Origin of the sequence: Alkalibaculum bacchi, from assembly GCF_003317055.1 — a bacterium.
GTDB classification, from domain to species: Bacteria; Bacillota; Clostridia; order Eubacteriales; family Alkalibacteraceae; genus Alkalibaculum; species Alkalibaculum bacchi.
Genome location: NZ_QNRX01000016.1, coordinates 22,732 through 47,333, shown reverse-complemented (window position 1 = coordinate 47,333; position 24,602 = coordinate 22,732). Strand labels below are relative to the sequence as shown.

The 24,602-nt window shown below is 31.1% G+C and carries 23 protein-coding genes and 1 pseudogene; 18 read left to right on the top strand and 6 right to left on the bottom strand.

Going from position 1 to position 24,602, the window contains the following annotated elements; translation table 11 throughout:
• Positions 1–77 precede the first annotated feature (77 nt).
• From DES36_RS11475 to DES36_RS11455, 5 genes are read left to right on the top strand one after another with little or no spacing between them, the layout of a single operon-like run.
• Entirely contained in the window at positions 78–323 is a 246-nt protein-coding gene (locus DES36_RS11475) for a helix-turn-helix domain-containing protein (protein ID WP_113921348.1), read from the top strand.
• Complete coding sequence (locus tag DES36_RS11470; RefSeq protein WP_113921347.1) at positions 320–1,165, top strand: DNA-methyltransferase; 846 nt, start codon at positions 320–322, stop codon at positions 1,163–1,165. The genes DES36_RS11475 and DES36_RS11470 overlap by 4 nt, the downstream gene beginning before the upstream one ends.
• Entirely contained in the window at positions 1,158–3,905 is a 2,748-nt protein-coding gene (locus DES36_RS11465) for an N-6 DNA methylase (RefSeq protein ID WP_113921346.1), read from the top strand. The genes DES36_RS11470 and DES36_RS11465 overlap by 8 nt, the downstream gene beginning before the upstream one ends.
• A gap of 16 nt (positions 3,906–3,921) precedes the next feature.
• Positions 3,922–5,949, top strand: a complete 2,028-nt coding sequence (locus DES36_RS11460) for an ATP-dependent nuclease (protein ID WP_170128282.1) — start codon at positions 3,922–3,924, stop codon at positions 5,947–5,949.
• 2 nt (positions 5,950–5,951) lie between these two features.
• On the top strand, positions 5,952–7,658 hold the full coding sequence (locus DES36_RS11455; RefSeq protein WP_113921344.1) for a UvrD-helicase domain-containing protein: 1,707 nt from the start codon (positions 5,952–5,954) through the stop codon (positions 7,656–7,658).
• A gap of 5 nt (positions 7,659–7,663) precedes the next feature.
• Here the strand turns inward: DES36_RS11455 and DES36_RS11450 are convergent, their stop codons facing one another.
• From DES36_RS11450 to DES36_RS11425, 6 genes are all read right to left on the bottom strand, one after another.
• The gene (locus DES36_RS11450; protein ID WP_113921343.1) at positions 7,664–8,995 is read right to left on the bottom strand and encodes a relaxase/mobilization nuclease domain-containing protein; all 1,332 of its coding nucleotides are present in this window, start codon (positions 8,993–8,995) and stop codon (positions 7,664–7,666) included.
• 2 nt (positions 8,996–8,997) lie between these two features.
• Positions 8,998–9,351 (bottom strand): plasmid mobilization protein, encoded by a 354-nt coding sequence (locus tag DES36_RS11445; RefSeq protein ID WP_113921342.1) that lies wholly within the window; start codon positions 9,349–9,351, stop codon positions 8,998–9,000.
• A 230-nt stretch (positions 9,352–9,581) separates the two neighbouring features.
• The gene (locus tag DES36_RS11440) at positions 9,582–9,884 is read right to left on the bottom strand and encodes a hypothetical protein (RefSeq protein WP_113921341.1); all 303 of its coding nucleotides are present in this window, start codon (positions 9,882–9,884) and stop codon (positions 9,582–9,584) included.
• Complete coding sequence (locus tag DES36_RS11435) at positions 9,885–10,124, bottom strand: hypothetical protein (protein WP_113921340.1); 240 nt, start codon at positions 10,122–10,124, stop codon at positions 9,885–9,887.
• A gap of 121 nt (positions 10,125–10,245) precedes the next feature.
• Positions 10,246–10,803, bottom strand: coding sequence for an ImmA/IrrE family metallo-endopeptidase (locus DES36_RS11430; RefSeq protein ID WP_113921339.1), 558 nt, complete (start codon positions 10,801–10,803; stop codon positions 10,246–10,248).
• Between the two features lie 20 nt (positions 10,804–10,823).
• Positions 10,824–11,237: a helix-turn-helix domain-containing protein gene (locus tag DES36_RS11425; RefSeq protein WP_113921338.1), complete on the bottom strand. Its 414-nt coding sequence runs from the start codon at positions 11,235–11,237 to the stop codon at positions 10,824–10,826.
• A gap of 174 nt (positions 11,238–11,411) precedes the next feature.
• Here DES36_RS11425 and DES36_RS11420 point away from each other — a divergent pair, with 174 nt between their 5' ends.
• The 13 genes and pseudogenes from DES36_RS11420 to DES36_RS11365 all read left to right on the top strand — a co-directional run bounded on the left by DES36_RS11420 (position 11,412) and on the right by DES36_RS11365 (position 24,599).
• On the top strand, positions 11,412–11,720 hold the full coding sequence (locus tag DES36_RS11420) for a hypothetical protein (protein WP_113921337.1): 309 nt from the start codon (positions 11,412–11,414) through the stop codon (positions 11,718–11,720).
• A 23-nt stretch (positions 11,721–11,743) separates the two neighbouring features.
• Positions 11,744–12,292 (top strand): hypothetical protein, encoded by a 549-nt coding sequence (locus DES36_RS11415; protein ID WP_113921336.1) that lies wholly within the window; start codon positions 11,744–11,746, stop codon positions 12,290–12,292.
• A 243-nt stretch (positions 12,293–12,535) separates the two neighbouring features.
• On the top strand, positions 12,536–12,949 hold the full coding sequence (locus tag DES36_RS11410) for a sigma-70 family RNA polymerase sigma factor (protein WP_113921335.1): 414 nt from the start codon (positions 12,536–12,538) through the stop codon (positions 12,947–12,949).
• 437 nt (positions 12,950–13,386) lie between these two features.
• A complete protein-coding gene (locus DES36_RS14885) occupies positions 13,387–13,545 on the top strand; it encodes a hypothetical protein (protein ID WP_157827174.1) in 159 nt (52 codons plus the stop codon).
• Positions 13,546–13,635: 90 nt separating this feature from the next.
• A complete protein-coding gene (locus DES36_RS11405) occupies positions 13,636–15,303 on the top strand; it encodes a recombinase family protein (protein WP_207657459.1) in 1,668 nt (555 codons plus the stop codon).
• Positions 15,303–16,964, top strand: coding sequence for a recombinase family protein (locus tag DES36_RS11400; protein WP_113921334.1), 1,662 nt, complete (start codon positions 15,303–15,305; stop codon positions 16,962–16,964). Before DES36_RS11405 ends, DES36_RS11400 begins: the two co-directional genes overlap by 1 nt.
• The gene (locus tag DES36_RS11395) at positions 16,957–18,447 is read left to right on the top strand and encodes a recombinase family protein (protein ID WP_113921333.1); all 1,491 of its coding nucleotides are present in this window, start codon (positions 16,957–16,959) and stop codon (positions 18,445–18,447) included. The genes DES36_RS11400 and DES36_RS11395 overlap by 8 nt, the downstream gene beginning before the upstream one ends.
• Before the next feature lie 234 nt (positions 18,448–18,681).
• Positions 18,682–18,894 carry an NAD(P)H-dependent oxidoreductase gene (locus tag DES36_RS11390; protein WP_113921332.1) on the top strand — a complete coding sequence of 71 codons (213 nt, stop codon included), beginning with the start codon at positions 18,682–18,684 and terminating at the stop codon, positions 18,892–18,894.
• Positions 18,873–19,229 (top strand): hypothetical protein, encoded by a 357-nt coding sequence (locus DES36_RS11385; protein ID WP_113921331.1) that lies wholly within the window; start codon positions 18,873–18,875, stop codon positions 19,227–19,229. The genes DES36_RS11390 and DES36_RS11385 overlap by 22 nt, the downstream gene beginning before the upstream one ends.
• A 280-nt stretch (positions 19,230–19,509) precedes the next feature.
• Complete coding sequence (gene erm / locus DES36_RS11380) at positions 19,510–20,250, top strand: 23S ribosomal RNA methyltransferase Erm (RefSeq protein ID WP_113921330.1); 741 nt, start codon at positions 19,510–19,512, stop codon at positions 20,248–20,250.
• A gap of 97 nt (positions 20,251–20,347) precedes the next feature.
• Positions 20,348–21,235: pseudogene (locus DES36_RS11375) on the top strand (HsdM family class I SAM-dependent methyltransferase); the annotation flags it as partial.
• A gap of 1 nt (position 21,236) precedes the next feature.
• A complete protein-coding gene (locus tag DES36_RS11370) occupies positions 21,237–22,385 on the top strand; it encodes a restriction endonuclease subunit S (protein WP_170128281.1) in 1,149 nt (382 codons plus the stop codon).
• Between the two features lie 27 nt (positions 22,386–22,412).
• Positions 22,413–24,599, top strand: a complete 2,187-nt coding sequence (locus DES36_RS11365) for an AAA family ATPase (protein WP_170128280.1) — start codon at positions 22,413–22,415, stop codon at positions 24,597–24,599.
• Positions 24,600–24,602 lie beyond the last annotated feature (3 nt).

Genomic DNA, 24,602 nt, shown 5'->3' with positions numbered 1-24,602 from the left:
AAAAAAGAATTTGGTTATCAATAAAAAGAAAATGTATGATATAATTGTCATGAAGCAAAAAGTAGAGGAGGTTCTATATGTCTTCACAAAGTTGTTTTTCGTATAAAAAATTATTTAAAAAGCTCATTGATGAGGATATGAGTAATAAAGATTTAATGGATAAGGCGGATATAAGTCGAAGTACATTTTATAAAATTAAGAATTCAGAGAATGTTACAACAGAAACTTTGTTGAGAATTTGTGAGGTTTTTGACTGTGATATTTCAGAAATTATGGAAAGAGTAAAAAATATTGATGATATCGAAGAGGTCTCTAACATATGAAATATACAAAAAACGAAATAACAAATAGATTGTTTGAAGGAGATTGTCTAGAAATAATGAAGACTTTTCCAGATAAATCTATTGATATGGTTTTGTGTGATTTACCGTATGGTACTACACAAAATAAATGGGATTCAGTTATCCCACTAGAAGAATTATGGGACGAATATAGTAGGGTTGTAAAAGACGATGGGGCAATAGTATTGACATCTCATGGTCTATTTACCTCTAGATTGATGTTAAGCAACCCAAATGAATTTAAATATAAATGGATATGGATCAAATCAAAGGCGACTAATTTTTTAAATTCAAAAAAACAACCTTTAAGAAAATATGAAGAAGTATGTGTTTTTTATAAAAAACAGCCAACATATAATCCGCAAATGATGAATGGTGAATCATACGATAAAGGTATTAGAAAGGATCAGCTTAGTGGATCTTATGGAGACTTTGAACCAGTCAGGGTCAAAAGTAACGGAGATAGATATCCTGTTGATTTAATTTATTTCAAAACAGCAGAAAATGAAGGGACTGTTTTTCATCCTACACAAAAACCAATAGGGTTAGGACAATATTTAATAAAGACATATACGAATAAAGGAGATTTGGTACTTGATAATACTTTTGGCAGTGGCAGTTTTTTAGTTTCAGCACTTAGTGAAGGAAGAAATTTTGTCGGTATCGAAAAAAATGAGGAGACTCATCAATTTAAAAAACACAAATATGATTTGATAAATGTGGCCTATGAAAGGTTAAAAAACGCCTGGCATCAACTACCAATTGAAGAAAGAGAATACATTGTGAAAGAAAATATTATAAAGGAGTTTATATTAAATGATTGATATAACAGTAAATTCTAATGAAAGAAGCTGGGCGATAAATCTAATATCTTCAATTAATAGATTTGCAGATAAGAACGATTTGATAGTAAATAATGCAGGTGGAGAGTCAACTATTTCAACGGGCAAACAACGAATGTTTCCTGACTTAATTCTTTATGCTGATTCTGAACAAACCATATTTTTGCAAGGTTGGGAACTAAAAATGCCTGATACCTTGATTACAGATGATACGTTTATTAAAGATGCTCAAAGGAAAGCAATGAACCTTGGGCTCAATAGCACAGTTATTTGGAATTTTACATCTGCGGTGTTATATGTTTTTGAATCAGGTAATTGGATAGTAAAAAAATCATGGAACGATAATAGCCATATACAATCAAGAAAAGATGTAATTGAATACCAAAAAGACTGGGAGCTTACTTTAGAAAAAATAATTTTGCAAGTTAATGAATTTTTGATAACAGGAGAAATTATTAGCCAAAAAATCGATAAAGTAGTTACAGATTCATTAATGGCTAACATCATAGAAAATTGTAAGGGTAATTTGGGGAAAAAAATAAAAACAGAATCGAGAAATAATCGAGTTGTTGAAGCTTATGTATTACATTGGTGGGAAAGTGCAAAAATTGAATACTCAAATGATGAACAAGACCCTTATATTGCTTATAGCAAGATGTTAATTCTAAATTGGCTAAATAAGTTTTTATTTGCTCATTTAATTAAGGCATATCAAACTTCTGCAAGAATAGTTGACAATGTTTCAGAAGATGAAGAGATTGATTCAGTCATTGAGATTTTTGAAGAAATAACAGATAAATGTGATTTCTATAATATTTTTTGCAAAATAGAATATAGTGAGTTGATTGATTCCTATACGTGGGGAGAGATTTTAGAATATAACTCTTTGTTAAAGTCAATGAAAATTGATGAAATTGATCAAACTCTGATACAAGATATTTTAGAAAACTCTGTTGCATCGTCCAAACGTATAATTAGAGGTCAGTTCACAACACCAAAAGTATTAGCGGAAATCTTATGTAATATTACTATGTTAGATACAGAAAAAGATTTTATGGATTGTTGTTGTGGTACTGGAACAATTGCAAAAGCAGGACTCAATATAAAAACAGATAGAAATTCTGTTGAACATGCTCTAAGTACGACATGGGCATCGGATAAGGATAGTTTTCCACTTCAGTTGGCTACTATAGCTTTATCTACAATAGATACAATAAATCTGCCTCTATTAGTTTTTAATAGAAACGCATTAGATTTAAAAGAAAATGATGAAATAAATATTACTGATCCTTCCAGTGGTAAAATTTTAAGATTTGAACTTCCAAAAATGGGCACAATATGTTCTAATTTACCATTTATTTCATTTGAACGTATGGATAGTGAGGATAAAAAGATTGCTAATGGAATTATTGAGAAAGTAAAAAAAGAAACAGGTATTACTTTAAGTAGAAGAGGAGATATTTATACATATATTCCATTTACTTTACATGATTTGTTATTAGAAAATGGAAGATTAGGCTTAATTACATCAAATTCTTGGTTGGGAACCGCTAGTGGCAAACTGTTTTATAACGCTTTGAAAGAGTATTATAAAATCAATCAACTTCATATCAGTGGCAACAAGAAATGGTTTGATAATGCTGATGTTATTACAGTTGTAATGATATTAGAAAAAAAGAAGAACGACTCAATCGATATTAATAATTCTACAAGTTTTTATATTTGGAAGAAAAGCATTGAAGAATTAACTAAAAATAAAGACTTAAAGGATAATTTGATTCAAAGCTCTATACTCGATATTTCGCCGAGAGAAGAAGTAGCAGATAGAAGTACTTATACAAAAAATGAAGTAGATGAAATATTAAATTTAAATGTGTCTATAAATTCTCTTTTTCATAATAATAAGTGGTTAACAGAGATTCAAAATAAAATAATACCAATTACGGACATATTTAGTGTTTTCAGAGGAAGTAGAAGGGGATGGGATGCTTTATTCTATCCTCAGGAAAATCATGGGATTGAATCAGTATATATAAAAAAAGTGCTAAAAAATGCCAGAGGTGTGAATAGTTTGGAGACGATAGCATATGATGATGTTTTTTGCTGTAGTCTTACAAAAGAAGAACTAGAAATTAAGAAGCATAATGGTGCTTTATCTTGGATTAATAAGTTTGAAAATGAAGTGAATGGTGTTGGAAGACCTTTGCCAGAAGTATTGAGAATGAATGGAGTGCATTGGTACGAAATTAAAACAAACGAAATGGCCGATTTTTTTACCATGATGAACCCCGATAAAAGATTCTTTTTTGGTAAGTTTAAAGACAGAAGCTTTATAAATCAAAGGTTAATTGGACTAAGGGCTAAACAAAATGAGATGGACAAGGAGCTTTTACACGCCATTTTAAATTCAATACTGTCAATTTATTATATTGAAGCAATTGGTTTTGGAAGAGGTCTGGGAGTATTGGATATTAATAAGGATAGTATCTCATCTATGCATATACTAAATCCTGACATTTTGAATGACACTCAAAAAGAGCAGATTAAGACTAAGTTTAAAAGTATTTTAAATAGAAATATTTACGATTATGAAATAGAACTAGATATGGATGATAGAGCGGATTTTGATAAATATGTTCTAGAATGTTACGGATTGTCGGGACTATACTCCTTTATTAAAAGTTCTTTTTTATCTATGCATAAATTAAGAAGGAATGTTTAATAGGAGGATAAGCAAGATGTATGTTAAAAAAATTTACGTAAAAAACTTTCGACTATTAAAAGATACAACTATTTCCCTAAATCAAAATAAAACTGTTTTTGTTGGCAAAAATAATACTGGCAAAACAACAGTAATGAATGTACTTGATATAGTTACAAATTGTGTAAAGAGATTGAAGTTTGAAGATTACCCTATAAGTTGTAGGTCAAATCTATATTATCAGATAGAAGAATATATAAATGGAAATATCTTGTTAGATGATTTAATAGAGAGAATTGATCTAACACAGTTCACTTTGGAAATAGATTATAACGATAGGGATATGAACGACCCATTAGGAGAACTTTCAAACTTTATTATTGACTTAGATGAACATATAACTTATGCAATAATAAAGTGTTCATATGATTTGTCTTCAAATATTAATCAAGTTTTACAGGAAATAAAGCTGACTTATCTGGACTTAATAGAGGAAATTGAAAAAGAGAAGGAGTATGCTGTTTTGCAGCAGCTTGTCAGAAAGGAATTTAGCAAGCTTTTCGAACTAAAGATATATGCTTTAAATCCTAATGATAGAAATGATTTTCAACTTAAAACATATGAGAATCTAAGAGGACTTTTCTCCTATAGAAAAATTATGGCCGAACGGAATTTAGGTGAATCAACCGAGGAACCTAGGTTAGATCCTCTGGGAAGCCTATTAAGTTCTTTATTTACTTCAGAAATAGCCTATGCAGAAGAATCAATACAACCTGCAGTACTTGATTTGAAAAGAATGATTAATTTAACAAAATATGATTTGCAAAAGGAAATCAGTGATTATATGGATAAAATAGTTGAATCTATGTTGACGTTTGGATATCCATGTGATGAAGATTTGCTACTTAAAGCTTACACTGATTTGGATATAGAAGGCAGTATTATCACAGGAACTCAGTTGACATATAGTAGTCATGATAATGTTGAGGAATTACCAGGGGCTTATAACGGTCTGGGTTATAAAAACTTAATTAAGATATCGCTTGTTTTACAGGAATATATACGTGCGTTAAAAAATGAAAGCTTAAAAATTCCTGTTTTATTCATCGAGGAACCTGAAGCCCATATGCATCCTCAATTACAAGCCACTTTTATTGGGTATGTTGAAAGTTATATTGAGAGTTTTGAACTTGAACATCCAATTCAAACAATAATTACTACTCATTCATCACACATGGCAAATACAGTTCCATTTTCTCAAATAAGGTATTTTAAAAAGAAAAAAGATAATGTTGTATGTAAAAATTTGGACGAATTTAAATTGGAAATTAGTTACTATAATGATGATTCAGATACGATTTCATTCCTACAACAATATATTAAGCTAAATCATTGTGATTTGTATTTTTGCGATAAAGCAATTTTAGTTGAAGGTACTACAGAGAGATTACTCATAAAAGATATGATATATAAATGTTATGAAATGGGGCTATACGAAGAAGAAAGGCCATCTTTACAATCACAATATTATACTATTATTGAAGTCGGAGGAGCTTATGCTTTTAAGTTTTTTGAGTTTCTTAATTTTATAGAAGTTCCAACATTAGTAGTAACTGATATTGATTTTGTAAATCAGAATGGTAAAGCTTGTACTGAAGTTGATGCTGTTCGAAGTTCGAATGGAACTATAAACCGATGGTTTAGAAAAAAATTATCTACTAACAAAACTAAGACACTATCGATATCTGAAATACTAGAGAATTGTAAAGATGAGGAAAATCTAATTGATAATAATATAAGAATTTCATTTCAAGAAAAAGAGAATCTAAGTCATCCGCGGAGTTTTGAAGAAGCTATTTTAAATGTTAATAGAGAAAAATTTGGAATTGCAGAAAACTTAGTTGAGACATTGTTTGATTCAACTAAGGAAAGTAAAACAGACTTTGCTTTAAAAATGCTTTTTAAAAAAGAGTTCGCTGGTTACATAATACCATCTTATATTTCAAAAGGATTAGTTTGGCTAAGTTCACAAAAAAGTGCATTTGACAATCTTGTCGGAGAATAGCTATGAAATTAGAAAATAATTATGAAATAGCTAAAAATTTAGCAGATCTTGTAGATGAGGAAATAATTAATGTTTTAAAATCTAAGGAAAGTTTTTGTGTAGAGGCTGGTGCAGGTTCGGGGAAAACTTATTCTTTATTAAATGTGATAAATTGGTTAGAAAAAAATAAGAATTGGAGCAATCGGTCAATTGCTTGTATCACTTATACGAATGTTGCAGTTGATGAAATTCTAAAAAGAATTTCTAACACTAGTCCCATTATTCCATCTACTATTCATACTTTTGCATGGGATGCTATTAAAGGGTATAAAAAGGAATTGATTGGTTCTTTAGAAGAATTAGGTATATTAAAGAATTTTTCTGAAGAGGAAATAAAAACAATTACCAATGTAAACTATACATTAGGGGTTAGATATGTTGAAGATTCAGTTATGTATCTGCATCATGATGATGTAATTAATTTGTTTGCGTGGTGTTTAGATAGACCTAAGTTTAGGCAACTACTAAGTCATCGTTATTCTCTTATATTAATAGATGAATATCAGGACTCTGCAAAGATTCTAATGGATAAATTTCTTAAATATTTTGTAAATCAAAAACAAGGCCCTCAATTTGGTCTTTTTGGAGATCATTGGCAGACTATATATTCTTTAGATTCAGTTTGTGGAGAAGTTAAAAGTGGAAACCTAATTGAAATTAAGAAAAAATCAAATTTTAGATCTCAAACAGTTATTGTGGAGTTGCTAAATAAGATTCGTCCAGACTTACCCCAAGTATCTGCTATTAACGAAAATAATGGCGAGATTAAAGTAATCTTAACTAATGAATACAGAGGGATAAGGAATCTAAAAGGTTATTATAAAGATGATTTGCCCGATGCTATGCTACAGAGTTGCATTGATAATACATTAAAAATATTAAAAACAAATGGTTGGATGGATACTGAAGAGGAAAGAACAAAAGTCTTTATGTTGACTCATAAAGGTTTATCAAAGCAGCAAGGTTATGAAAATTTACTAAGTTTGGTAGGAGATGGATTAAAGAATTGCACTAATCCTTATGTTAATTTATTTGATCAATATATTGAGCCTATATATAGTGCTTTGAATGAAAATAACGTTAAAAAATTGTTTGAGATTTTAGGCATTCGAAGACAACCTTTAGTGACTAGAAATTCTAAGCTGAATTGGAAAAAATTTTATTTGGAACTAAAACGCTCAAGAGATAAAACTATCTATGACGTAATTAAATGTGTAGATGATAGTAAAATTATTCCTTTACCTGAATCAGTGTTGACAGAATATAATGATTACAATAGTTCAGAAGAAAAATCAAAGAACGATAGTATATATCAAATAAATTATAGTGAAGTCGTAAAAGCTTTGGATTTTCTTAATGAAAATTCTATTTACGCAACAAATCATGGGGTAAAAGGTGCTGAATATGATAATGTATTAATGGTTATGGGTAAAGGTTGGAATAATTATAGGTTTGAAAAAATTTTGTATAAGGATCCAGAAAGATTAAGTGAAAAAGATTATGATGCATATATTCGAAATAGAAATCTATTCTATGTAGGATGCTCTCGAGCTAAGAAACGATTAGCATTATTAATAACTATACCAGTACAACAAGAGTTTGTAGATTACTTACAAAAAATATTCGGAGAAGATAATATTTATGAATACTCACAATTAGTAGAAGGATAAGGAAGCTACCTCTCCACTTCCTTATCCATATATTTGTCATAGTTCTTTTTATACTGAACCAACTCATAAAACAACTCATTAGACTTAGAATACTCTTTCATAAGGGTATTCTTTTTTTCTTGCAATTGATCAAGTTCCTTAAGGATGTCCTTAGACTTTGGAACTGAATCGTAGGTTTCAATTATAGCTTTAGAGGCAACAGTATAGAGTTTTAATTCAGCGGAATACTCCCTGGCAAAACTCTCGTCATTTGGATTAGCTTTATGATATTTATAATGTTCTCGGTACTTTCTGATTGTTTCCACTTGCTCCATTGTTTCAGAGAGCTTGTCCATACTAGTCTCAATATTTTTAATTTGGTCTAAAACATTTAGTCTTTCATCTGCTGTCTTTTGAATTTGTTCTTCTAGTTCTTGTTTAGAATTAATCCCAAGTTGACGTATAGCGATAACAGAATCAGCCATAGTTTTTAGGTTATGCTTATTAGCCCAGAACTCGTATCCTTTACTGGATTTAATCTTTTCATTGTTTTTAATATCGATTACTTTGCCTACTCTTTGCTTGATACCTGGACGTTGATTTTGAATAGATTCTTGAAGCCTTTGTTTTAGTCTTTCCTCTGTATAATCTTCACCTATTGTCTTAGCACGAGTAAATCTTTGCTTGTCTTTATGCCTGAAAGCTATGTGTTTACCATATTTTATTTCATAACCTAAATCAGATATTCTCTTTAGAAAATCTTCCCAATTTTGAGCTTGTTTAAGCATACGATCGATATCAAATTGAAGCTTAGATTTCCAAGAAGTTCCTTGCTTAGTCTGCTGAAATTCATACCAAGACTTTCCTTTGGTTTTATACTTTCTTTTATAGCTTTCATAATAAGGATCAATGACGGATAGCTTGTTTTCTCTACATAATTCATCGCTGATATTTCTTATTTGATGGTAACTTCTCTTGTTGGATTGGTAGCATTTACCAGTCACCTTATTGACGTTATTAAAGATAATATGATTGTGGATATGTCCTCGATCAACATGTGTAGCAAGAACATATTCATATTCATTTTTAAGGTGTTGTTCGCAGAGCTTTTTTCCAATTTCATGAGCAGTTTCGGCATTAGTTTCTCCTGGAAGAAAGGATTGGATTAGATGTCTAGCCAATACATTTCCTCTAGTTTGATTAGCTTCTCGGGTTCGCAGAAAAGAAGTATGAGCCGTTACAGGATTGCATTTAAAAGAAGAAACAAGAATTTCATTGTCTGTCTTTTCTCCTTTGGTAATATAATCTATTGCCAAATTCAGGGTTGATTTTATTGGGTGAATTTTTGTAATGGCCATTATTAATCATCTCCATCTTTTGTTCTGTTTAGGAGTAGTGAATGAATTTGCCAAACCTCTTTTGACATTCTATCAACTTCTTTTTTGATAGTTTCTATATCAGATTTATAAACTACACCAGTTTGATTTACATGTTTCGCAACTTGATTAATATTATTCGTGGCATTTGAAATTAACCATTGAAGATCTCTAAAAGGCTCTAAATCTACCACATATATCTCTTTTTCAAGTACCGTTTTTCTAATAAAATGAGCCATCGTTTTACTATTTGTCATCTTCATTTTCTCCCTGAACAAGGCCAGTTCTTCATCGTTCAGGTAGATTTTTAATTGATTTTTTCGATTTCTGTTTTCCATGATTTTTCCTCCTGTATTTTGGTATTTTGGGGTATTAGGGTCCTCCCTAACAAGTAAAATTGAATAAAAAAAGAAGCAGTCCAAGTTGGTCTGCTTCATCAATTTTTCGTCAATGGGTACTCATTGACTGTGCTTGCTACTAAAATATAAACGTGTAGACAGCGTTAAGCTTTATTCTGTTTTCTAGGCCTACCTTACCATATTAATTTGAAAAATTCAGTATCAATTACTTAATTTGAAAGGATGCTGAAAATCCATTTAATTATTGCAGTAACTGAAGATTTTAAATGTTCCCTGAAATAATTATAGGATTGCCCTTTATCTGTAAGAGTTAAAGTATAAGGAATATTATCAGCCCAAAAGACATTGATATAGTTATTCTTTTCTAAGGACTTGAATATCTCTCTAAGATTTGAGTCTTCTTCAGAAGTTGCTTTTTCAAACTTATTATTCCAATATTTGCTTTGATCAGAAGGGTCAAGCTGTTTGACCTCTCTAATTTCTTTTAATAATTTCCATTCCTGCTTTGTCACTTAGTTTTGCTTAATATAGTGATTTTCTATATAATAATTTGCAATCTTCTCCATGAGATAATCATGCATCTCAAGTATCTCATCGTTTTCTTCTTTTTCCAGATTTCCTTGACGTAATTCATTTTCTAAAGTGTCTAGTTTATCTGAAATTACCAGGTATGATTCTACATAAGAATCTATTTTTCCATCGCTTATTTTCGTTTTTATAGCTTCTAAATCTATCATGACTTTTCCTTTCATTAAATTCTTTCTTTGGGTGGGGGGATTATCGACACTTTAATAATATCAAATAACATCTAACGAGATGTCCCAAAATTGTTTCAAAAACTAAACATCTTTGGCAAAGACCGTGTTAGCTTAACTAAAATAATTCATGATTTGATTTATCCGTTCCATCAATTTCAGAAAAGAATTTGCTGTCATAACACACATCTAATCGATTGATAGGGTAGCCCATTCGATACATTTCATTGAGTTTAAAGAACATCAAATTAATGTTTACATTGAAAATACTAGCTAGCTCCTCGTAGCATTTACCTTCCTGTATATACTCAATTAATTCATTATCATCGATAAGTAAATGTGAGGCGAAAAGATTCGCTTCAAGTTCCGTCGAGCTTGTAATATTAAAAAGTTCATATTCAATCATCTCTTCATTCTTTGCAAGGTCATAATGGTAAATATCATGTCCAAGTTCATGAGCAAAAACCATATTTAAAATTCGCTCATCGATGAAAGGATTGAAGAAGACAAACTTATTTCTAAGAATGACTTTATACATTCCTAGCAACTTTGTTTTTTCTTTAAATGGAATTAAAGTCACGTTACGTTCTTTCAAAATAGTACGAGGGTCTCGAGTACCATGATGAGCTATTAATTTTTGAACGTCATTATAAATCAGATTTCGCTTTTGATTCATAGCTGACCCTCCTTACAAATTTATTCTTCCTCAATCCTATATTTTTTCGGTGTATATTTCTTATTTTCTAGCTTAGCCATATAAAAAGCTTCCTGCATTGCATCAAGTATTGTGGCCTTATCTTCATCTGGTAGTTCTCCACCTGCCATGAGTCCAATCATCTCATTAACAAGTTCTTCAGCATCTTTTGCTCCCTTGTAACCAAATTCATTACGAGCATTGATTAAGAAATTAGCTTCTTGAGATAAGAAATAATCAGCATCTACATCAAGAGCTTCTGCAATTTTTTCATAATATTTTTTGGTACGAGGGAGTGTGTCACCAAGTTCATATCTGGAAATTGTTCTTAGCGAGATGCCAGTCTTTTTTGCCAATTCTTCTTGGGTTAAGTTTTTTTCTTTTCTTAAATCTTTTAATTGTTGGGCGAAGTTCATTTCATATCCTCCTTTATGCCATTGAAAGTCTTAAAAGTTTAAAATGGTATTGACATAAGCCATTAAGTGACCTAATATAATATAAAACAAGACATTCAATGTCTATATTTTACTTTGAAAGTCATATTATGTCAATCAGAATATATAGAAAGAAATTAAAAACAGGAGGATACATTGAAGGCGGAATTTATAAGAGAAAACTATGAGCCAATGATTCTTGATGTACTAGTTGGCGTTACAGGAATTATGTTATTTGATGATGTTTTTTGTTCAATCGCAAGTGAGGAGGATGGTGTGCTTCCTCATGATATCACCAACAACAGCATCATTTTTATAGATAAAAAAGCAAAATACAAGAAGAATGATTACATTGTAATCAAGGATAGCAGAGTAATAGAAAGCGGATATAGAATTACAAAGGCTCTTTCTAGCAAAGATAAAGATTTTGTTGGACGATTAGTGATGTCCATAAAAATTTACTGAAGGTGCAAATATGAGGTGGAAAATTGAAAAAAATTACAGAAAATACAGGTACAAGAGATTCATACGAATCCTATAAGCATAATGCGAAATTACTACTCAAACTTTATAGGAAAGTAAGCTTTCATGTTCAGGATCGAATCCAGATGAAAGACCAGGAAGTTTATGCAAGTAGAAGACAACACTTGGAAGATTTAGTTATTAGTTTTTTAGAGGTAGATACAGATGTTGATGTAAGAAAATTAGAAGAAAGCTTAATCGATATCAATGTGAGCTTATCTTTATTAGAACTTATGGATTTATCTTTAGAGAGACTTAGTAGATATCCAAATGATGGGGAACTTTATGCTGAGATTTTAAGACGAAGATACTTTACGCAGGAAGCCAGAACCTGTGAGCAATTATTGTCTGTTCATAATATGAGCAGATCAACTTATTTTAGATATTTAAATAAGGCGACAGAAGCTTTTGGGAATATGCTTTTTGGATATGCCTTGCCAGATGTCATTGAAGCATTACAAGCCATACAGGAACTGCCTATGGTAGCTGAGATGGCTCAACCTTATGAGACTTGATTGAGACTATAATGGGACAAACTTGGGACGAGCTTGGAACTTAGTTGCTACTGTAATGGGACTTCATCTAATTTAATCTAATATCATAAGGCAAGTTTTGCCTTAAATATTATGGAATGGCCACGGATTACTTCGTGGCTTTTTTTATTCCCCAAATTAGGTGAAAACAAATGAATAAAGCAAGAGCTCCACCAGCCTCCTTGAATTTCAAAACACAAAAAGAAATTTAAGGAGGTTTTTTTAATGGTAAAGAAAGAATATTTTATTTTTGTAAATGGCGACAAGGTGATGGTAAGTAAGGAAGTATATCTGGCTTATTGGCAACATACGAATAGAGAGAATTATTTAGAGCGACTTGATAGGCAAAACAAGTTGGTCTTTTTCTCTGACGTAGATCATGATGGAAATTTTGTAGACAACTTGGCAGATAAAAGTGTTGATGTTGAAAAGCTAGTCGAGACGAAAGAAGCCATTGAAGCTTTAAATACTGCCTTGTCTGAACTAAATGATGAAGAAAGAGAAATTATTAATGCTTTGTATTTTCGGGAAGAAACTACAAGAGTAGTGGCTAATAGATTTGGATTGCCACAGACAAATTTAATTAGAAGAAGAAATAAGATACTAAAGAAATTAAAAGAAGTTTTAGAAAACATATAAAAAAAGTGGTTCAAGAGGGACGAATTTTCACTCTATAAGGTGAGGGGGAATTTGTCCCTTGTTTTATACCAAAACAAGCAACTAAGAAATGACCTCTCATATTTGACATAAACATTGATCCTTGACAAGTGAATAGACCAAGACGAGACGTTATCCATTTAAGGAGCACAAGCTTATTTACGCCTAGACCTTCCTGCTGAGAAATCGGTTCAAATGAATACTAGAAAATTCTAAGGATAGAAGGAAGCGAGCGATAAATAGATGAGTTTAATTAAGACCTGGAAATCTTAAGCGATGAATTAAATGGTGATAATGATACTTCTAAAGTTGACGCTGGCCCATCTTGAACAGGGGCAGAGGTGAGATGCCTATGTAGCAATTCCATTGCACTCGTTTATGTCATAAAACTAAATTTTATTTTAAGAGAGGACAAAACTATGAATGAAAAAAACATAGATAAAAGTATAGAAAATAAGGACTATGAAAAGCAAATAGATACGAAAGAGAAGCCTTATACAATTGAGGTTAACAGGGGTTCAAAAGTTGACCTTTTAGAAATTCTGGAACTCTTCTTATGTCCAAGCATTACAATTTAAAGCTGACATTTCATAGAAGATGAGATAGAATATAAGCAGTAGAGATTCACTCGTTACTATTTGCCGAAATAATAATGAGGAGGAATCTCAATGACTACAGCATGTATGTATCTTCGTCTATCAAGAGAAGACGGAGACAGCATGGAAAGCAATTCAATTTCCAATCAAAGACAAATTATTCAAACTTACGCCAAGGTGAACGGCTTAAAAATTGCCTACGAATATGTAGATGATGGTTATAGTGGTTCTAATTTTGAGCGTCCAGATTTCAAGAAAATGATTCAAGATTTAGAGGAAGGGAAGTTTTCTACGATTATCGTAAAAGACCTTTCTCGTTTTGGTCGTGATTATATTGAGTCTGGAAAATATCTTCAAAAAATATTTCCTGAAAAAGGTGTTCGCTTTATTTCTGTAAATGATAGCTATGATAGTGAAAATGCAGATATGAGCGACACTCATTTAATTCTACCTATTAGAAATTTCATTAATGACAGTTATTGTCGAGATATTTCCATGAAAGTAAAATCTGCAAAAGATGTTAAGCGAAAGAACGGTGAATTCATCGGTGCTTTCGCTCCTTTTGGTTACAAGAAAAGCGTGGCTGATAAACATCAATTGGTAGTAGATGAAGAAGTATCTCATATAATCAAAAGAATTTTTCAAATGAAGATTGAAGCTTATTCTTCTAAAGCTATTGCTGATTTTCTAAATAATATTGGTGCGACAACTCCAGCAAAACATAAAGAAAATAAAGGTAAGAAGCATGCCACTGGCTTTATTATTAAAGACGGTAAGTGGGATGCCAAGATGATTAACCGTATCATCGAAAACAAAGTCTATACTGGCGTATTAGAGCAAGGTAAAACTATGAAGCTCAATTATAAGTCCAAGAAGGAAATAGACGTGCATGAAGATGATTGGGTTGTTATTGATGATGCTCATGAGGAAATTATCAGTAAATCGACCTTTGCCCTTGCTAATAAAATGCTAGCAAGAGATTTGCAGACGTCCAAGGATAAGCCAAGCCTATTTGCTGGGATGTTATATTGTGCTGATTGTGGAAGTGCCCTAGTAAGAAGGACAGTAAAAACGAAAAAAGGGGTTAACATCTACTACATCTGCTCTAATTACAACCGAACAGGTGATTGTAGCAGGCACAGTATTAAAGAAGATGAAATTAAACTTCAAGTGAAAGACTCCTTGAACCATTATCTTGAAAGATACAGAAATGTATTAGAAAAGATTTCAAGACTGGATTTAAAGGACATCACCATTAATGCAGACTTTAGCTCTTTAGAAAATGAGAAGGCTAAGTATGAGCGTTTAAGAAGGTCTCTTTATTTAGATTTAGAAGATGAACTAATCACAAGCGAAGAGTTTGAACGCTATCGCAGAAATTATCTTTTTAAGATCAAGCAAATCAAAGAGCAAATTACGACAAAACAAGAAGTTGTAAAAGAGCTTGAGAAACGTTTAAAGGATAAAGAAAGCTTTATTTCTAGCGTTATTCCTTCTAAAGATTTAGATGAAGTAACAAGAGCTATGCTCATCACTTTTATCGATAAGGTAGAAGTATTAGAGGATAGGCAAATTAATTTTGTCTTTAATAACATTGATACAGTCAATCTACTTGAAAAATTGGCGGATAAGAATAAAGCAACAAATGCTAAGAAATTGGCTAAGCCTATCTCTCTCCACCAAGCTTATTCAAAAATCGATCCAACTCCTAGATATGGTTCAGTAGGAGGTGGTATGTAATGGCAAGAACATCAAGAAGATTTGAAGAAAAGAAAGAAATTACCAACAATAGAACTCAATATAGGGCTGGTATCTATACTAGGCTTTCAAATGAGAGAACGGAGAGCTGGAGGGATAAGTCATCTTCAATTGAAACGCAAACTTTGACTTGTCAAGAATATGCTTTAAAAGAAAATATACAAGTAGTTGAAGTTTATACGGATTATGAGTATTCGGGAACGAACTTTAATCGTCCAGAATTCCAAAACATGATGCAAGCAATAAGGGAGCGAAAAATTAACTGTACCATCATTAAAGACCTTTCAAGGCTTGGTCGTGAATATTTGGAAATGGGTAGGCTTATTGATAAAGTCTTTCCTTTTCTAGGAGTTCGTTTTATATCGGTTAATGACAACTTGGATACCATAAAGGAAATGGATAGTAAAAAATCTTTTGAAGTAACAATCAAGAATATTATCAACGATATGTACGCTAAGGATATTTCTGTAAAGATAAAGACTACTAAAATGAATCGAGCTAAAAACGGTTTTTTTATTGGTTCAGTACCACCGTATGGCTATAAGGTAATCAAAGAAGAAGGTGGACAAAGGCTTGAAGTAGATAAGAATGTTCGCTTTATTGTAGAAGAAATTTTTGCATTAACTCTAGAAGGAAAAAGTCAATTAGAAGTAGCGAAACATATTAATGAAAAAAAATATGCTACTCCAATGACCTATTACAGAACTGGGAGAATCTATAGGATAGACGATGATCCTCAATGGCATGTTGGTTCTTTGGGCAAAATGCTAAGCAATCAGTCTTATGCTGGTGATATGGTTCAGGGAATTAAATCCCAATTTTTAGCAGAAGGAAAGAAACAAAAACGTGCTGAAAAGAAAGACTATATTGTTGTTCAGAACACTCACGAGGCGATTATTTCTAGGGAGAATTTTGAAAAGATTCAAACACAGCGTAAGCAAAGAAAAGCAGAGTCTGTATTTTCATCAAAGGCTCATAACCTTAAAAGAGAACCTAAAAACAGGTTTCAAGGTTTAGTATTTTCCTGTGATGGTGAAGAACTCTATAGAAGATATCGTTTTAGTAGCCATAAGATAAGACAATTACAATATCTTTATCGAAATGAGAGATTCAATGGAAGCATTGGCGAGAAAGAATCCTTGTTTATTATGGAAGCAGATTTGGATAAGAGGATAGCTACAGATATTAGTAAAGCTATTCATACAATTACAAATAAAACTAGCTTCAGTAATAGAATTAGAGCTAAGTATGACGAGGCTATAGTAGAAGGTAATAGAAAATTAAGCCAGTATGATAATCTAATTCAAAAAGAGGAAATTACTCTTCAAAAAAGCTATGAGAATTATAGTCTAGAGAAAATAGATAGAAATACTTATCTATTAGAAAGGGACATAACTCAGGGGCGTATAGAAACAATAGAAAGAGAAAAACAAGCTCAGGAAATCAAAATATCTAACCTAAAAAAAGATAAGAGAAAGGCTTTAAGGTGGATTAAAGATATTTTTTCAGCGAAAGGGCTTGAAAAGCTACCAGCACAACTAATTGCTAGCTTAGTAGAAAAAGTAATAGTTTACGATAAACATGAGTTTGAGGTGGTTTATAAATTTAATATGGAAAGTCTGAAGGAGGAAATTAATGAGTAAGATTGCACTTTATATTAGGCTTTCTGTTGAAGACCAAATCAAATTTAAAGAAAGCGAAAGTATCATTAGCCAAAGAATGTATCTAAATGACTATTTAAATCAAAACACTGAATTAAAGCATTTAGAAAGAGTCGAATATATAGATGATGGCTATTCAGGTACTAATGAGAATAGACCATCATATCAGAGGTTACTAGAAGATGTTAAGTCAGGGCAAGTTACTAATATTATAGTCAAGGATATGTCTCGTTTTTTAAGAGATTACATTACTTTAGGTGATTATCTAGAAAATATTTTTCCCTTTCTTGGTATAAGATTTATAGCGATTAATGATGGCTATGATAGTTCAAAAGAAGTTGGAAATGGTGTTGAACTTGATGTTCAATTCAAGAATCTTATGTATGACTTTTATGCAAAAGATGCTTCTGCTAAAGTTAAGGCAGTAAAGAAAACTTTGAATGAGCAAGGAAAAATACAATCATGGAATCCACCATATGGCTATATGAAAGATCCTGAGGACAAATACAAGATTATTCCAGATGAGGAAACATCTTGGGTGGTAAAGAAGATTTATGAACTTTATCTTGAAGGTCTATCTACAAGGAAAATTAAGGATTATCTCAATGAAAACGAGATAATTACACCAGCTCAAAGAAAGCTTCAGTTAACCAAAATGGACTACTCAAAAAGATATACAGCAATTAAGGATAATCCAGCATGGAACTTTTCCTCGGTAATAGATATTTTGGCCGATGAAATTTACACGGGAACTTATGTCTATAGCAGAGTGGATAAGTCATTGGTAAATGGAACAAAAGAAAAGAGTAAATATCTCCCTAAAGAAGACTGGGGAAGAGTCGTTAATAATCATGAGGAAATAATATCTAAAGATGTATTTGATGAGGTTCAGGAGTTAAAAGCTTCTAAGCGTTTTAAGGACAAGAATACAGATTATAAATGGCACAATCACTCACCATTACAAGGGTTTTTATATTGCCCTGAGTGTGGTCATGTTTTAGCAATGACAAGATCAAAGAGACAAAGGAAAGATGGCACAGTAAAAGAACATCGATATTTTAGATGTCGTTATTGTAAGAATGATGGAGTAAAGATAATAGGGTCTAATGCTGATAAAGTTGAACCGTTAGTATTAGAAGCGATTAAAGTTAAATATGATATTTCTTCTGAAATACATGAGCAGAAGAAGTATCTAATTGACTCTGATGTTCTCATACAAGATTTAGAATCTAAAAAGCTTGCTTCTTATGAGAAATATAAACTAGGAAAAATGACAAGACTTGATTTCATAGAGGAAAAGAAAAAACTTGATGATGAAATTGATGCTTTGAAAAATGAACAATCAAAGAAAGTTGTTCAACAAGCAAATATTCATGAAGAAAAGTTAACAAGAAAGCTGATGGAAAAGGACATCAAATCAATCATAGTTAGAGGAAATCAGATTCTAAAAATTGAATGGAAGTAAGCTAGAAGAGGGTGACATAACAGTTGCCCTCTTTTAATGCCTAGAAGCACTTATTTTTTACATATTATATCGGAAATATTTTTTCATTTTATTTGTAAATATTAACCAAATTTTCAATAAATCTATATAATTTAAATCTAATTAGCTATAGAATAATAGTATATATTATGACGTAAACTGTTACTACAAGTTTATAAGAAGATTTTAAGGTAATAAAATGGAGGATAGATATAAATGATCTATTATTTTTCTGGTACGGGAAATACCGAACATATTGCTAAGAAGTTGGCAACTAAGATTGGTCAAGAATTTATTCCTATTACTCATGAAACTATTACAGATAAAGATGAGCGCACGATTATCCAAACTCCACTTTATTTTTGGTCTATGCCACAAATTGTCAAAGAATATTTATCAATGATTACTTGGAAAAAGAAGATGAATTAATTTTTATTCTAACTTGTGGAGGATCTTTAGGAACAGGAGATTTAGCCATTGAGAAGTTGATAAATCCAGCACGATCAAAAGTATACGAACTACCAATAAAAACAAATTATATTATTTCTCATGAAATGGACGATGAAAAAACGATAAAAAGTAAACTCAAGAAAGCCGATGAAAGTCTTCTGAAAATCATCGATGATTTTGAAATAGGTTTTTTAAAGAATGAGAAAATAAAAATCGTTATTCATCAAGAGAATATCCAAGAAGAAAAACTAACTAAAGATTTAATCGAAAAATATATTGTGTCGATTGTAGTTAGAGGAAATGAAATATTATAAGTAAATTGTAGATAATAGCTAGTATCCAAATTCAATAAACTATCAAAAAGCTGTTGTTGAAGTGGATACTTAGAAGTGATATAATGAAAAAGAGAAAAATAGTTTCTCTAAAAATTAATGTATTAAAGATGCATTAATAATTTAAGGAGGACATAATATGCAAATATATGGTGGCATTTATCATATCAGATTAAGAAACAGTTCATTAAACCAAACGATTAATTAACCGGTTATAATGAACTAAAAAAGGTTCATTATAACCAGAAAGGTAAAGGTTATAATGAACAGAAAAAGTGTTAGATTTGGACAAAATTTTGTAACTTCTATTAATGATATAAACAAAATATGTAAGAAGATAGACGTGAATTCTAATGATGTTTATTTTGAAATTGGTCCAGGTAAAGGCCATTTTACTCAATACTTTGTGGAAAGGGCTAAAGAGGTAATTGCTATTGAAATAGACAGTGAATTAATTCCTATATTAAACAACAAATTTTCAGATCTAGATAATATAAAAATTGTTAATCATGACTTTATGTCTTATGAATTACCATCTACATTTAAGTATAAAGTTTTTGGAAATATTCCATTTAATTTGAGTACTTCTATTATTCGTAAACTTAGTTTAGAAAAATATGCAGATGAGATTTACTTAATAGTGGAATTAGGGTTTGCAAAAAGATTAGAAGACTTAAACCGTAAAATGGGCCTAATGTTAGCTCCATTTTATGAAATTTCAATTTTATACAATATTCCAAAAAGATATTTTCATCCCATACCCAGTGTTGAGGTAGTGCTGATAAAACTAAAAAGAACTTCCTATAATATGTCCATGAAAGAATATATAAAGTATGAAGACTTTATAGAAAAATGGGTAAAAAAGGATTATAATGTTTTATTTACAAAAAATCAGCTAAAACAAGCAATCAGATATGGAAATATTGATAATTTAAGAATCCTAAAAGTTGATCAAATTCTATCCATATTTGAAAGTTACAAATTATTTAATGGGTTAAAGTAATATAATATTTTAAAAAAAGCAGTTGACTTAATAAAGTTGACTGCTTTTAATTTTATTATCCATTAATATAATTATTGTCATTAGCTTGACACGAGAGGGCTCAGCAGGTTTTTTAGTGGAAGCAGGTGAATATCTTAAAAGAAACAATGAAGATTTGTTTGCCATAAAAGAACTGAAAGACCATTATAACAATAATATGTTTTTTGGTAACGATATGGACAGAACCATGCTTCGTATTGGCGCCATGAACATGATGCTTCATGGTGTAGAGAGACCTAATATTGAGTATAGAGATTCTCTATCAGAAACCAATAAGGACAGAGAAAAATACACGTTGGTTCTTGCAAATCCGCCATTTAAGGGCTCACTTGATTATGACAGTGTATCAGCTGACTTATTAAAAGTGACTAAAACAAAAAAGACAGAGCTGTTATTCTTAGCTCTGTTCTTAAGAACGCTCAAAAAGGGGGGCAGATGTGCTTCTATCGTTCCGGATGGTGTACTTTTTGGCAGTTCTAATGCTCATAAATCCATCCGAAAAGAAATCGTTGAAAACCATCATTTGCATGGTATTATTTCTATGCCTAGTGGTGTATTTAAGCCTTATGCTGGGGTTTCTACAGCTATTATGATTTTTACAAAGACAGGTGCAGGTGGCACAGATAACGTATGGTTCTATGATATGCAGACAGATGGATTATCACTGGATGATAAGCGTCAACCGGTGGATGCTAATGATATTCCTGATATTATTAGTCGTTATCATAATCTTGAAAATGAGAAGGATAGAAAGCGTACAGAAAAGTCTTTCTTTGTTCCTAAAGAGGAAATTGTAAAGAATGATTATGACCTGTCTATCAATAGATATAAAGAAATTGAATACGATGAAGTAGAATATGAAGCACCAAAGGTGATTATTCAAAGAATTAAAGAATTGGAACAACAAATTCTTGATGGTCTTAATGACATTGAGAGGATGGTATAGGATGAAATTAGTTAATATTCTTGATGTAGTAAAAATTGCGAACCGAAGTGTAGATAAGTTTAGTGGTGTAAAAAGATATATAGCTACAGGTGATCTGTCTGAAAATATTATTAGCTCTTATACTGAATTGACGTATGATAATCGGCCTTCTAGGGCAAATGTTGCAGTGAAAACTGGTCAAGTTATTTTTGCGAGGATGCAAGGAACAAAAAAGGTACTTCTAATTGACAATGATAATGTAGACTTTATATATTCTACAGGTTTTTGTGTCTTTGAACCTTCAAAAGCAATAATGTCTGATTATCTAAGATTAATATTGAATTCAGACTTGTTCCAAAAACAAAAAGATAAATATTCTAAAGGTGCAACACAAAAGGCGATTAACAATGCAGGATTGAAGAAAATTCAAATTCCTTTACCCCCACTCGAAACCCAAAAAAAAATCGTTGAAGTTTTGGACAAGGCTCAGGAGCTTATTGATGCAAGAAAAGAGCAAATTAGGCTGATGGATGAGTTGATTCAGTCGATTTTTTATGAGATGTTTGGTGATCCGGTGACGAATCCGAAGGGGTGGCAAGTTTGTAAAATGTCTTCTTTAGGTTTGTTTAAGAATGGTATGAATTTCAGTAGTTCTGATTCAGGGGTTACTTTAAATTGTTTAGGAGTAGGTGACTTTAAATCATTATATAAAATCGCTCAAACTGAATTGCTACCTACGATTAGTTTAAAACAAATTCCTTCAGAAGATTATATGCTTAGAAATAAGGATATTGTATTCGTCAGATCTAATGGAAATAAAGCACTAATAGGACGTAGTGTAATTATCTATCCAAACAATAATGAAGTGACATTTAGTGGTTTTTGTATTCGATTAAGAGTAGAGTCGGATTTGGTTCATGAAGAATTTTTGATTCAATTATTACGTAGTGATTCATTAAAAAATAAATTGTTAAGAAATGGTCGAGGTGCAAATATATTCAACCTAAATCAAAAGATGCTTTCTGATGTTGATATTGTATTACCACCGAAAGAATTGCAAATGAAGTTCATCAAAATTATAGAAAAAATTGAAAATCAAAAAAGCTATATGGAATTATCTTTAGCTGAACATGAAATGAGTTTTCAAAGTATTATGAAGGCATCATTTTAATGTTGACAATATAAGGGGGTGAGAATTTTGATTAGTAAAATTTTTCTAGATAAAGTCGCAACATATAATGGAGTTGAGTTTGCACCTTCAAAAGTAAATTACATTTATGGCGGAAATGGTACGGGTAAAACGACAATATCAAAAGTAATTGCTAATAAGACTGCTTACCCTAATTGCGCATTAGAAATTGAGGATGAAGCGATTGATAAATGTGTATATAACTGTGATTTCGTTAAAGAACACTTTTCGCAAAGTAGTTCTGTAAAAGGTATATTTACTTTAGGTAAGGACACTAAAGATGCTCAGGGCTATATTGCAAAGAAAAAAGATGAGCTTGATCAATTGACAAAAAATATAAAAGGAAATCAAGAAAGCGTAAAAAAGTTAAAAGGGAATATTCAAACAGAAATTGACAGTTTTGAAAAACAGTCTTGGATAACAAAGAAAAAGTATGAGGAATTATTTAGAGTAGCCTTTGAAGGCTATATGGGGTCAATGAAAGCCTTCTCTAAGAAGTGCTTAGATGAAAAGACAAACACTTCAGAATTAATTGATTATGAAAAACTTGTAGAACGAAAGAATGTTCTTTTTAATAAGAGCTCGGTAAAGCATGAACAAATATCAAATATCACAGTCGATAGGATTGTTGAATTAGAAAAATCTAATATTTTATCAACACCAATTATTGGCAAAGAAGATACTCAAATTGGTGAGTTAATTAACAAATTAAAGAACAGTGACTGGGTTAACACTGGTAGAAAATATTTGATCGAAAGTGATTCAAAGTGCCCATTCTGCCAGCAACCGATTACTAATGATTTAAATCAGGAGATTGAGGACTTTTTTGATGAATCTTATGAGAAACAATTTAATTTGATAAAGCAATTTAAAACTGATTATGAATCATGTGTTACATCTATGTTGACTACTTTAGAGACTTTGAGGCAAATGGAAATAAAAATTATTGATTTGTCTGTTCTGGATGAGAAAATTGAAATTCTTAAAGAAAAAAATAAGATAAATCTAATGAAAATTGATAAAAAGCTCATCTCTCCAAGCAATGTCGAAAAACTCGAAATAATATCTGATGTCCTAAAGGATATTAATAGTGTGATAGCAAGTTTTCAAGATAAAATTAAACAGAATAACCAACTTCTAGACAATATTGAAGAAGAGAAGAACAAATTAAAGAATGAAATTTGGAGATTTGTTTTTGAAGAACTTAAACCTGTTATAACTGAATTTGAAAAAAAGGTTTCTGGTTATAAGAAAGGAATCGACAGCATTAGAAAGATAATATCTAAAAAGAGTGGTGAGTGTAGAAACTTAGACCAAGAAATTAAAACTAAAGAAGCTGAAATGACAAGTACTGAATATACAAAAAATGAAATTAATACAACCCTCAAGAAATTTGGTTTCGTTGGATTTACGATTGATGATGCTGATGCGAAAGGTTCGTATAAGATTGTAAGAATGGACGGGTGTTGTGTTGAGGAAACCCTTAGCGAAGGGGAGTATACTTTCATTACGTTTTTATACTTTTATCAAATGATTAAAGGTAGTATTGATCCAACAGGAATTACACGTGATAAAATAATCGTTATTGACGATCCAATTTCAAGTTTGGATAGTAATGTTCTTTTTATTGTATCCCATTTAGTGAAAGATATTGTAAGTGACTGTAACAATAATAAAAATAATATAAAACAGGTATTTGTGTTGACACACAATATCTATTTCCATAAAGAAGTAACATTCAGAGGTGCTCGTGAAAATCTGAAACAACATGAGAAATTCTGGATAGTTAAGAAACTTGATGAAAGCTCATCAATTGATGAATATGTTGACAATCCTATTCAAACAACATATGAGATGCTTTGGCGAGAGTTAGATAATTTGGATAAAGTCAATAAAGCGACCATTTTTAACACGCTTAGAAGGATTCTTGAGTATTATTTTAATATTATTGGTGGTCTTGATTATGAGAAATGTATTCATTCATTTGATGGTGAAGATAAATTATTGTGCAGAGCACTCGTTTCTTGGATAAACGATGGTTCACATTTTGTTAATGATGACATGGTGATGTACGTTGAACCTGAAGGAATTGAAAAATATTTAAGTGTATTTAAATTAATTTTTGATAATATGGGACATTTGAATCATTATAACATGATGATGAAAATTGAAAATTCAACAGAGACTGTTACATAAAAA